The sequence below is a fragment of the Synechococcus sp. R6-7 genome (assembly GCF_047461695.1).
GTDB lineage: Bacteria > Cyanobacteriota > Cyanobacteriia > Thermostichales > Thermostichaceae > Thermostichus.
The window spans coordinates 1-11271 of the sequence record NZ_JANSHS010000085.1 but is presented as its reverse complement, the minus strand read 5'-3'; the positions used below and the strand labels follow the sequence as shown (position 1 = coordinate 11271).

10 protein-coding genes are annotated in these 11271 nt (G+C 61.1%); 6 read left to right on the top strand and 4 right to left on the bottom strand.

Annotation, left to right across the window (positions count from 1 at the left end; genetic code table 11):
- The 6 genes from tatC to NW815_RS03075 form a co-directional block, all read left to right on the top strand.
- A partial coding sequence (tatC, locus tag NW815_RS03100; RefSeq protein ID WP_414415693.1) for a twin-arginine translocase subunit TatC occupies nt 1-528 on the top strand: 528 nt, incomplete at its 5' end.
- Nucleotides 518-1132, top strand: a complete 615-nt coding sequence (locus NW815_RS03095; RefSeq protein ID WP_414343123.1) for a nucleotidyltransferase family protein — start codon at nt 518-520, stop codon at nt 1130-1132. The genes tatC and NW815_RS03095, both read left to right, overlap by 11 nt.
- A gap of 104 nt (nt 1133-1236) precedes the next feature.
- Entirely contained in the window at nt 1237-2577 is a 1341-nt protein-coding gene (locus NW815_RS03090; RefSeq protein WP_414388207.1) for an NAD(P)/FAD-dependent oxidoreductase, read from the top strand.
- Between the two features lie 106 nt (nt 2578-2683).
- Complete coding sequence (locus NW815_RS03085) at nt 2684-3553, top strand: DUF2993 domain-containing protein (protein ID WP_414415692.1); 870 nt, start codon at nt 2684-2686, stop codon at nt 3551-3553.
- Between the two features lie 316 nt (nt 3554-3869).
- The gene (locus tag NW815_RS03080) at nt 3870-5390 is read left to right on the top strand and encodes a hypothetical protein (protein ID WP_414388203.1); all 1521 of its coding nucleotides are present in this window, start codon (nt 3870-3872) and stop codon (nt 5388-5390) included.
- A 77-nt stretch (nt 5391-5467) separates the two neighbouring features.
- Nucleotides 5468-6385: a methylenetetrahydrofolate reductase gene (locus NW815_RS03075; protein WP_414388201.1), complete on the top strand. Its 918-nt coding sequence runs from the start codon at nt 5468-5470 to the stop codon at nt 6383-6385.
- Here the strand turns inward: NW815_RS03075 and dapB are convergent.
- The 4 genes from dapB to fusA all read right to left on the bottom strand — a co-directional run bounded on the left by dapB (nt 6382) and on the right by fusA (nt 11190).
- The gene (dapB, locus tag NW815_RS03070) at nt 6382-7242 is read right to left on the bottom strand and encodes a 4-hydroxy-tetrahydrodipicolinate reductase (RefSeq protein ID WP_414349924.1); all 861 of its coding nucleotides are present in this window, start codon (nt 7240-7242) and stop codon (nt 6382-6384) included. The two genes, NW815_RS03075 and dapB, sit on opposite strands and share 4 nt — an antisense overlap.
- A 121-nt stretch (nt 7243-7363) precedes the next feature.
- On the bottom strand, nt 7364-7681 hold the full coding sequence (gene rpsJ / locus NW815_RS03065) for a 30S ribosomal protein S10 (protein WP_414328725.1): 318 nt from the start codon (nt 7679-7681) through the stop codon (nt 7364-7366).
- A 124-nt stretch (nt 7682-7805) separates the two neighbouring features.
- Nucleotides 7806-9035 (bottom strand): elongation factor Tu, encoded by a 1230-nt coding sequence (gene tuf, locus NW815_RS03060; RefSeq protein WP_414343112.1) that lies wholly within the window; start codon nt 9033-9035, stop codon nt 7806-7808.
- Nucleotides 9036-9066: 31 nt separating this feature from the next.
- Nucleotides 9067-11190 (bottom strand): elongation factor G, encoded by a 2124-nt coding sequence (fusA, locus tag NW815_RS03055; protein WP_011432555.1) that lies wholly within the window; start codon nt 11188-11190, stop codon nt 9067-9069.
- Nucleotides 11191-11271 lie beyond the last annotated feature (81 nt).

The following is an 11271-nucleotide window of genomic DNA, read 5'->3' as shown; positions in this document are numbered from 1 at the left end:
GGGGAGTATTTTTTCGTTTCTGTGAAGGTGGCGGCCTACTCGGGGTTATTGCTGGCCACGCCCTTTTTGCTCTACCAAATTGCCCGCTTCGTCTTGCCGGGGCTGAGCGTGAAGGAGCGCAAGCTGCTGGGGCCGGTGGTGCTGGGATCCAGCCTTCTCTTTGTGGCCGGCTTGGTCTTTGCCTACTATCTCCTCATTCCGGCGGCGCTCAACTTTTTCATTCGCTACGGCGAAGGGGTGGTGGATCAGGCTTGGTCCATCGACCGCTACTTTGAGTTTGTGCTGCTGCTGCTGTTCAGCACCGGCCTGGCCTTTCAGGTGCCGATTTTGCAGGCGCTGCTGGGGGCGCTGGGTCTGGTGACTGCCGAGCAGATGTTCAAGGGCTGGCGCTACGTGGTTCTGGGCGCGGTGGTGGCGGGGGCCATTCTCACCCCCTCGACGGATCCCCTCACCCAGAGCCTTTTGGCCGGGGCTGTGACGTTTCTATATTTGTTTGGCATTCTGCTGGTGAAGCTCCTTGGCAAATGAGCCGAAGCTGCATGCGCTGATCTTGGCGGCTGGGTTTTCCACGCGGATGGGAGAGCCGAAAGCCTTTCTGCCCTGGAAAGACGGGCAAACCCTGCTCTCTTACCAGATTTTTCAGTGGCGACAGGCGGGGTTTCAACCCTGGGTGGTGCTGGGATCCCAGCATTTGGCGGCAGCCCAACCCCACTTGGCAGGGGCAGAGGTGCTGGTCAATCCGGCTCCTGAGCTGGGCAAGACCCACTCCATTCGGGTAGGGGTGGAAGGGATCCCTGCCGATTTTCAGGTGCTGGCCATTTCGGCGGTGGATCAGCCCCGCCCGGCGTGGATCTACCACAGCTTGCTGGAGTACCATCTGCGCCATCGCGCTTGGGCTACTGTGCCGGTGCATCGAGGGCGACGGGGGCACCCTACCCTGATCGACAGGCGCTTGCGGGAAAAGCTGTTGGATCTCCGAGAAGAAACCCTGGGCCTGCGCCGGTTGTTGCAGGATCTGGGCAGGCGGGTACAGGAGGTGGAGCTCTACACTCCTGAGATCTTCCTGGACTGCAATACCCCTGCCGATATGGAGGCCGCTGCTGCCGGTTGCGACAGCGTTGCCCAGGAGTAAGGGGATCCCCTTCAGCACTTGTCCTGCGACCGGTCGCCTCAGCGGTACCGAGCACTTCGGCGTTGCCCAGCAAGATGTTCTTCCCATTGCTTCCCATTGCTCGTATGAGAAAGGGCCTTTATCCTGCCAGCACCTACGATCCTGCCTGCCCGGTCGGCAGCTACTGGGACAGCACGATAGAAGATCCCGGCTGGCGGCATCCGGCACCTTTGCAGGAGCAGGTGAGCGCTGAGGTGGTCATTGTGGGGGGAGGATTGACGGGGCTATCGACGGCTCTGCACCTGGCCCGCGACCATGGCATTTCTGCCTGCCTGCTGGAGGCGGGATCCCTGGGTTGGGGGGCCTCGGGACGCAACGGTGGCTTTTGCGGGGTGGGGGCGAGCCACCTTACCCACACCCAGATGGTGCGGCGGGTGGGCCTGGCAGAGACAGAGCGCTACTACCGGGATCAATGGCAGGCGGTGGAAACCGTTCAGGAGCTGGCGGCCAGCGAGGGCTTCTCCCTAGAGGCTCAGGGACAGGGCTGCTATGCAGTGGCCCATCGTCCACAGGCATGGTCGGAGTTAGAGGCCGAGTACCAGATCTGTACTCAGGTGGCGGGCTACCCGGCCCAGCTCCTCAACCCCAAAGAGCTGCGGGAACGCGGCTTCAACAGCCAAGAGAACCACGGCGCTTTGCACATCGGGGTGGGGTTTGGCCTCAACCCCCTCAAGCTCACCCAAGGACTGGCCCAAGCGGCCCACCGGTGGGGGGCGAAGCTGTACAGCGGCAGTCCGGTCACGGCCTGGGAAAAGGTGGGATCCCAACACATCTGTCACACGCCGGGAGGAACAGTGCGCGCTCGACACTTGGTCATCGCCACCAACGGCTACACCCCAGAGGCCCTGTATCCCCAACTGGCGGGATCCCTGTTGCCGGCACTGTCCAACATCCTGGTCACCCGACCTCTGACGCCTCAGGAGCAGAAAGCGCAGGGGTGGTGGGATCCGACGCCGCTCTACGACATGCGGCGGCTGCTGTTCTATTACCGTCTGCTGCCGGATGGGCGCCTGCTGTTTGGGGGACGGGGTGGCACCCGCGATACCCCGACGGAGCGACAGCAGTTGCGCACTTGGATGACCCGACAGCTCTATCGTCTTTTCCCTGCTTGGGAAGGGGTGGAGATCGAGTACGCCTGGAATGGACTGGTCTGCCTTTCTCGACAGTTTCACCCCCATATTGGCCCTTCGCCGGCGGATCCCAGCCTGTGGTACGGCTTGGCCTATCACGGCAGCGGTGTGGCCACAGCAGTGTGGGCGGGCAAAATGCTGGCCCAGGAGATCGCCGGGATCCCTTCCCAGATGAGCGCTCTGTTTCGCCAGCCGCCCCGCTCTTTCCCTTTGCCCTGGCTACGGCTTCACTACCTGCGGCTGGGGTATCTTTGGTGGCAGTTGACGGATGGATAGCCTCTCCAAGTGTGCGGGGGATCCCTCTGTTCGGCGGAGAAGTCCTGCCCTAGTCTGGTCGTAGTTGGGTGGAAACCATCGCTTGTTGTTGCTCCCGAGGTATCCAGTGCTGCTCACGTCTTGCCATCGGCCCAGTCCAGATCCGTCTCCTCTCCAAACCCAATCGGCAACCTGTCGCCGCCAACGGCTTTCGCAAGCAGGGCAGCGGCTGGGGTTTGCTCTGCTGCTCAGCCTACCCACCATGTTTTGGCCTTGGCCCCCCGGATTTGCCCAGATTGCCGGATCCCTTCTCAGCCCTTTGGTGGCGGCTTGGATCCGTTCTGAGGTGCAGAGGGTCGATAACCTGCAGGTACAGATTGCCGGCTCCGACGCCCAGATTTTGAACGGGCAGATCCCTCAGGCCCAGGTGTCGGGAGACAACCTCAGCTATCAAGGCTTTCAGGTCAGCCATCTGCGGCTGCGGGGCCAGGATATTCGCCTCAATGTGGGCGAAGCCATCCAGGGACGGAGCCCACTGCGGCTATTGGCCCCTGTGCCGGTGCAGGTGAGCTTGCGCCTTACCGAGGAAGACCTGAACCGCACCCTCCAGGCTCCCCTCATCCAAGCCCAACTGGCCCAGGCCCAGGTGCAGTTGCCTGTTGGGGGCCAAGTGGTGCCCTTTCTCATCCGCCAGCCTCAGGTCACGCTGGAACAGGGTCGGCTGCGCATCCAGGCTAACCTGACCACTCCGGAAGGGGTGGAAGCGCCGGTGACGGTGCTGACCGGCCTAGAAGCCCAAGGCCCCAACCGGTTGCGGCTGGTCAATCCCCTCTGGGTGAGCGAAGGCCAAGAGATCCCCATCCCCGGCCTGGCCGATTTCCCCATTCAGTTGGATCCGGGCGTGCGCATTGACCGCCTGGAGGTGCAGCCCGGCCAAATCCTCTACGAGGGGATGTTGGTCATCTACCCGGAAGCGGCGGCAGTGCCACAGGGGTAGGCCGGCGTTTCATGGCTTGCATTTGGTCCGGACAGTGCCGGCTCCGCTGCGGCCAAGGCTGTGATCGGGATCAGACCTGGGGAGCCGGCCTTTGGGGGAAGATCCCTCTAGCAACCGGAGGGAAAGGGATCTTGCTGGCCGTTTGCGTTGGTGCCCCGTCGGGAACCGCACCGTCCACAAGACGAGAGCGGCATCGACTCCCTTCGGTAGCCGGGCAGGAGTGGTGTATTGAGGTGAAGCCATGATCCAGGAATCCCAGAGGCAGCCATCCAACTGCAAACTCAAACCCTTAATCTGCTGGGCGCTGCCCCTGATCTTGTCGGTCGTTTTTTTGGGGGGATGTGCTGGCGACCCAGTTTCCACGGTGCCTCTGGACGGCACGGCTGCCGGCACGCGGACGGCCACTCCCGAAGGCCGATCCTTTTCCGATATTCAGCCTGGTCGGGAGCCCCGTCTGAAACACCTTTGGGCCAGTTTTGTCATCACTGCTGAGCAACTGCAATCCGCCCGCGAGGCTCCCGTTTCGCTCCATCCGCAGGCCATTCTCCCCTGCACCGACTGCGAGAGCCTCCGATGGCAGCCGGGATCCCCACCCCCCACTGCTTCCCCCGCTCCAGGCACCTACCGATCTGACCAGCTCACCTTCTCCTTCCGGGTTGAGCCCAATGAGACGTCCACCCGCCTCAGGGGTAGCTTTCACCTGGATACCACCACGCCTCTGATCCACCCCGGCGCAGGGGTGCGCTTGGTAATCCAACGGGCTTTCTGGGGGGAAGACCCGCTGGAACCGCTGCCACCTCCCCAGGACTTTCACCCTCAGCAGATCATCCGAGGCCAGTTCCAGGAGCGCAGTTGGATCCTCCCTTTCTCCCTGCCGCATCCCCCTGCCGGTGAGGTCTTGCCGCCGCTGCGGCTGGAGGTTGTTCTCACCTCGCCAATCCCACCCGATTCCGCCCCCTTTCTGCGGGGTAGGCCGCTGCCGCCACCTCCGGGTCGGCTGTATCACGGGGTCGCTTGGCCGGGCATTCCCACTTGGGATCAGCTCTTGTCCTACCGCCAGGCCATCGGTCAACCCCCCGCCTGGGCAGCCGTGGATCACCTCTGGGATCCCCGCCAGGACTTTCCACAGCAGTTGGCCAGTCGCCTGCGGGAAAGCGGCTCAGTCCCCTACCTGCGCCTGCGGCTAGATCCAGCCCAACTTTCTGCCTTGGCCAATGGGGATCACGATGAGACCTTGCGCTCTTGGGCCCGCGGGATCCAGCGCTTTGCCACCCCCATCATCCTGGCCGTCGTCGTTGGCGACGGGGATCCCGAACGCGCTCGCGGTAGCGGTGGGGAGCCCTTTGGTGGGACGGAGTCCTCGCTGCAACAACGGGCCTACCAACACCTGATGCAAACCCTGCGCTCTGTTCGCGTTAGCGGGACGGAGTCCTCGGCCAATTTGCTCTGGGTGGTGGAGCTGGACGGAGAAGATGCAGAGGCCGTGTCCGCCTGGGCTAACTTCCCTGGGATGGACTGGCTGAGCCTACAGGTAACGGGGGATCCCGCCGCTTTTGAACCGCTGTACCGCCGCCTTGAGGCCCTCAACCCGGAAGTGCCTGTGGTGATCCGCGGGCCGGCTCCGGGCTCAGCAACCTCTCAACCGCTGCTGGAAGGTCTGGAGGCGCAGCGCTGGCCTCAGGTGATCGGCTGGAGCTGGACTTTAAGCCCGGACGGGATCCCTCCTGCAGCCGCACAAGATTGGCGGCAGCATCTGCAACAGGGGGATCCCCAGATATGGCTGGGGGAAATGCGGGTGCAGCCCCCGCCCAGCTCCCTTCCCTCGCCCAAGCTCTGAGAAAGGACGACCTGTCTGGAAAAACCTCCTGGAAAAGTCGATAATAAGCCAGCCGTTTTACCTTTCCTTCAGGAATTGTGGCCCTGATCCCCTCATCACCTCCCCTGTCCCGCTTCGCCCAGGCCATCCAGCGGGGGGAATTTCTGCTCACCGCCGAGATTACCCCCCCCAAGGGATCCGACACCAGCACCCTGCTGTCTTTGGCCCAGCAGCTCAAGGGGCGGGTGCATGCCATCAACATCACGGACTCCAACCGAGCCATGGCCCGCATGAGCCCGTTGGCGGCCTCGGTGCTGTTGCATCAGGCGGGTGTTGAACCGATCCTGCAGTTGGCCTGTCGGGATCGCAACCGCCTGGCCCTCCAGGGGGATCTGTTGGGGGCCTCAGCTCTCGGCCTGCGCAATGTGTTGGCCCTCACCGGGGATCCCATCCACATCGGCGATTGCCCCGATGCCCGCCCCGTATTCGATCTGGAGTCGGTGCGCTTGCTGCAGCTTATCCAACGGCTGAACAACGGCCTCGATTGCAACGGCAAACCTCTCCCGGATGGGGGCACGCATCTGTTGCCGGGGGCAGCAGTAGAACCCCAATCGGGCAGCTTTTCCGGCCTGGAGCGGCGCTTCCACCGCAAGCTGGAAAACGGGGCCCAATTTTTCCAGAGCCAGATGGTCACCGACTTCGAGCAGCTGGAGCGCTTCATGGATAAGTTGGGCCGTCCCGCCGGCAAGCCCATCCTGGCTGGCATCTTTTTGCTCAAGTCGGCCAAAAATGCCGAGTTTATCAACCGCAACCTGCCAGGAGTGAAGATCCCAGACGGGATTATCCAGCGGCTGGCCAACGCCGCCCACCCCCTCGAAGAAGGGATCCGCATTGCCGCCGAACAGGTGCGTCAGGCCCGCCAGATCTGCCATGGGGTGCATCTGATGGCCGTCAAAGCCGAGCACCTCATCCCCCGCATCCTGGATGAGGCCGGGATCCCTCCCCTGACCGGCTAGCTCAACACTTGCTCCAGCCCGTAGACCAAACCTTGAAGCTGCAGCACCTTGCGGATCCCCAGGATCACCCCCGGCATAAAAGCTATCCGATCGGTGGTGTCGTGTCTCAAGGTGAGGGTTTGCCCCATCCCACCAAAAATGACCTCCTGATGGGCGATCAACCCCGGCAGACGAACGCTGTGAATGGGAATGTTGGGGCCAGAGAGCCCTCCCCGCGCACCGGGGATCAGCTCTTTTTCTTCCACTGAGGACTCCGTCCCGCTGTCGCGAACGGGCGGGTTAAAGGTTTTGCCCAATTGTCCCAGCCGTTGGGCCGTCTGTAGAGCCGTGCCGCTGGGGGCATCCGCTTTGCGGTTGTGGTGCAGCTCGATGATCTCAACGTGGTCAAAATACTGCGCCGCCTGCAGGGCCATCTGCTGCAGCAAAATCATGCCGATGGCGAAATTGGGCGCGATTAAACAGCCCACACCCGACTTGTCCGCCAGATCCCGCAGCCGCTCCACCTGCTCCGGCGTCAGGCCCGTCGTCCCCACCACCGGACGCACGCCAAAGGCAATGGCCGAGCGAACATGTTCAAATGCCGACCGAGGATGGGTAAAATCCACCATCACGCCGCGGTTGCTGCGCTGCGACAACCTCAGCAACTGCCCCGGCAGGTCGTCGGTAATCTCCACCCCCAGGGATCCCAGGCCCAGCACCTCGCCAATATCCGAGCCCAATTGCGAGCGGGCCACCGCCCCCACCAACCTCATGTCGGGCGTCTGGGCAACGGCTCGCACCACCTCCCGCCCCATTTTGCCCAGGGCCCCCACCACCAAAACCGGGATGGGGGATTGGGCCGCTCCTGGAGTTGCCAACCCCTGAGAGGGGTCTGCACCACTATCGCGATCGACCGGATCAACCGATGTTGTCACCCGCTGCTGCCCTCATCCAAGCTCTACGAAATGACTGCGAAAGCGGGGGATCCCTGCAGATCCATCACAGCTTCACCTCGATATCTACCCCTGCCGGCAGATCCAGCTTCATGAGAGCATCGATGGTTTTGGAAGAGGGGGAATAGATGTCGATAATGCGCCGGTGGGTGCGGGTTTCAAAATGTTCCCGCGAGTCCTTGTCGGTGTGGGGGGAGCGCAGCACACAGTAGATGCGGCGCCGAGTAGGCAAAGGAATCGGGCCAACCGGCACGGCGTCGGTACGACGAGCCGTATCCACGATTTTGTCGCAGGAAGTATCCAGCAGCCGATGATCGTAAGCCTTCAGGCGGATACGAATTTTCTGTTGAGTCAAGGTAGGCATGGCCGGAGAGCAATCCAGAAAAAGGGGGACTCAAAAAAGCTGGCAGGGAAAGTGCTCCGCGCCACTATCGCAACTGAGTTGGTCTGGGGCCGTCGGCACTCAATCCCTGCCAGGAAAAAGCAGCTTACTTCAGGATCTTGGAGACAACACCCGCTCCGACAGTACGGCCACCCTCGCGGATAGCAAAGCGCATCCCCTGCTCAATGGCGATGGGCTGGATCAGCTCCACCGTCATCTTAACGCGGTCACCAGGCATCACCATCTCTGGCTGGGATCCGTCATCAGCCGTGAAGGAAGAGATGGTGCCGGTTACATCGGTGGTGCGCACATAGAACTGAGGACGATAGCCGGCAAAGAAGGGCGTGTGGCGACCTCCCTCCTCTTTCTTGAGGACATATACCTCAGACTCGAAGCTGGTGTGAGGAGTAATGGTCTTGGGCTTGGCCAGCACCATGCCGCGCTCCACTTCGTTCTTCTGAATGCCCCGCAACAGCACACCAACGTTGTCGCCAGCGATCCCCTCATCGAGGGTTTTTTGGAACATTTCCAGGCCAGTAACAGTGGTAGAGCGAGTTTCTCGCAGGCCCACCAGTTCCACCGTTTCGCCCACTTTGATGCGGCCCCGCTCGATCCGGCCCGTGGCCACCGTGCCCCGACCAGTAATCGAGAAGACATCCTCCACAGCCATCAGGAAGGGCTTGTCCACATCCCGCTCAGGCGTGGGAATGTAGGAGTCCACCGCATCCATCAGCTCATAAATTTTGTCCACCCAAGGATCTTCGCCCCGCTGGGTTTTGGGGTTGGCGGTCATTCTTTCTAGGGCTTTCAGCGCCGATCCTCTGATGATGGGAACGTCGTCGCCGGGGAAGTCGTATTTGGAGAGAAGCTCCCGCACTTCCAGCTCCACCAACTCCAGCAGCTCTGGATCGTCCACCATGTCTGCCTTGTTCAGAAAGACCACCAAGCTGGGCACCCCTACCTGACGGGCCAACAGGATGTGCTCCCGTGTTTGGGGCATGGGACCATCAGCTGCAGACACCACCAAGATGGCCCCATCCATCTGAGCCGCGCCTGTGATCATGTTCTTCACGTAGTCGGCGTGGCCGGGACAATCCACGTGGGCGTAGTGACGGTTGGCAGTCTGATACTCGACGTGGGCGGTGTTGATGGTAATGCCGCGAGCTTTTTCCTCTGGCGCTGCGTCGATCTCATCGTACCTTTTGGCTGTGGCCTGACCCAAAGCAGCCAAGGTGGTGGTGATGGCAGCCGTCAGGGTGGTCTTGCCGTGGTCAACATGGCCGATGGTGCCAACGTTGACATGGGGTTTGGTGCGTTCAAACTTAGCGCGTGCCATGAATCGTCACTTCCTTTTTGGTTTCAGTCAGCTACTCATTTCCTTTGTTTTTGGCAATGATGGCTTCGGCGATACTGCGAGGAACTTCCTCGTAGTGGCTGAACTCCATCGTGAAGGTGCCTCGACCCTGGGTCTTGGAGCGAATGTCGGTGGCATAGCCAAACATCTCCGCCAAGGGAACTTTGGCATTGACTTTGGTAATGCCGCCTTCTGTATTCATCCCCTCCATCTGGCCGCGGCGGGCGTTGATGTCCCCGATGACATCCCCCACAAAGGCTTCAGGGACTTCCACTTCGACCTTCATCATCGGCTCCAGCAGGGTAGGGCTTGCCCTGCGAGCGGCCTCCTTCAGAGCCATCGAACCGGCGATCTTGAAGGCCATTTCGCTGGAGTCCACCTCGTGGTAGGAGCCATCCACCAGGGTGGCGCGGATGTCAATCAGGGGATAGCCCGCCAGCACACCGGATTCGCAGGCTTCTCGGATCCCTTGCTCGGCTGGCCCAATGTATTCTTTGGGCACAACGCCACCCACAATCTTGGAAACGAACTCAAATCCTGTACCCGGCTCCGCCGGCTCTAGGTCGATCACCACATGGCCGTACTGGCCGCGGCCACCACTCTGGCGAACAAACTTGCCTTCCACGCGGCTGACCGGCTTGCGAATGGTTTCGCGGTAGGCCACCTGTGGGTTGCCAACATTGGCTTCTACGTTGAACTCCCGCAGCATCCGATCCACCAAGATCTCCAGGTGCAGCTCGCCCATCCCAGAGATGATGGTTTGATTGGTCTCGGGATCCACAGACACGCGGAAGGTGGGATCCTCCTTGGCCAGGGCCTGCAGGGCCTTGGAGAGCTTATCGATATCGGCTTTGGTTTTGGGTTCTACCGCTACTGAGATCACCGGCTCTGGGATAAACAGAGACTCCAGGATCACCGGCGCATTTTCGTCGCAGAGGGTGTCTCCGGTGGTGGTGTCCTTGAGGCCCACCACAGCTCCCAGATCTCCTGCCCGCAGCTCATCCACGTCCAAGCGTTCATCGGCCTTCAGCACCACCAACCGCGAAATTCGCTCTTTCTTGTTTTTGGTGGAGTTGAGCACATAAGTACCTTTGGTCAACACCCCCGAGTAGACGCGAATAAAGGTGAGATCCCCGTACTTATCACTCATCAACTTGAAGGCCAGGGCGGAGAAGGGCTCATCGTCGCTGGCACGGCGGGACACTTCTGAGCCATCTGGCAGCACCCCCTTGATGGCCGGAATATCCACAGGCGAGGGCAGGTAATCCACCACCGCATCCAGCAGCATCTGGACTCCCTTGTTCTTGAAGGCAGAGCCACACAGCATGGGCACAATTTGGCCGCTGATCGTGCCTTTGCGCAGACCCGCCATCAAGTCGGCTTCGCTCAGATCTTCTTCGGCGAAGTACTTTTCCATCAGAGCCTCGTCCGTCTCGGCCACTGCTTCCACCAGCTTGGCCCGATACTCTGCCACGAGATCTTTCATCTCCTCAGGGATGGGGGCCGGACGAATGTCTTTGCCGATCTCATCCATATAAATGCGGGCTTGCATCCGCACCAAGTCAACAATGCCGCAAAACCCGTCTTCGGCACCGATGGGCAGTTGGATGGGCACAGCATTGGCCTTGAGGCGCTCCCGGATCTGGTTGTAAACCTTGAGGAAATTGGCCCCCATGCGATCCATTTTGTTGACGAAGGCAATGCGGGGCACATTGTAACGATTGGCTTGCCGCCAGACGGTCTCAGACTGAGGCTGCACGCCGCCCACCGAGTCAAAGACGGCGATCACCCCATCCAGCACCCGCATGGAGCGCTCAACTTCGATGGTGAAATCGACGTGCCCAGGAGTATCGATGATGTTGATGGTGTACTCCGGTGCGCCGGAGAGGGGCTGGGAAGGATTTGCGGGATCCCGCTTAGTCCAACGGGTGGTGATGGCCGCAGCGGTGATGGTGATGCCCCGCTCCCGCTCCTGGGCCATCCAATCGGTGACCGCAGTTCCGTCGTGAACTTCGCCAATTTTGTGCACCAGACCGGAGTAGAAGAGAATCCGCTCTGTGGTCGTGGTCTTGCCAGCATCGATGTGAGCCGCGATGCCGATGTTTCGGACTCGTTCTAGGGGAACTGTGCGTGCCACGTCAACCTCCCAATCCTCGTCGCCCTGCGACTTGGGCAAACTAAAAAATCCTTTACAATTCTAATCTTTTTTGCCGATTTT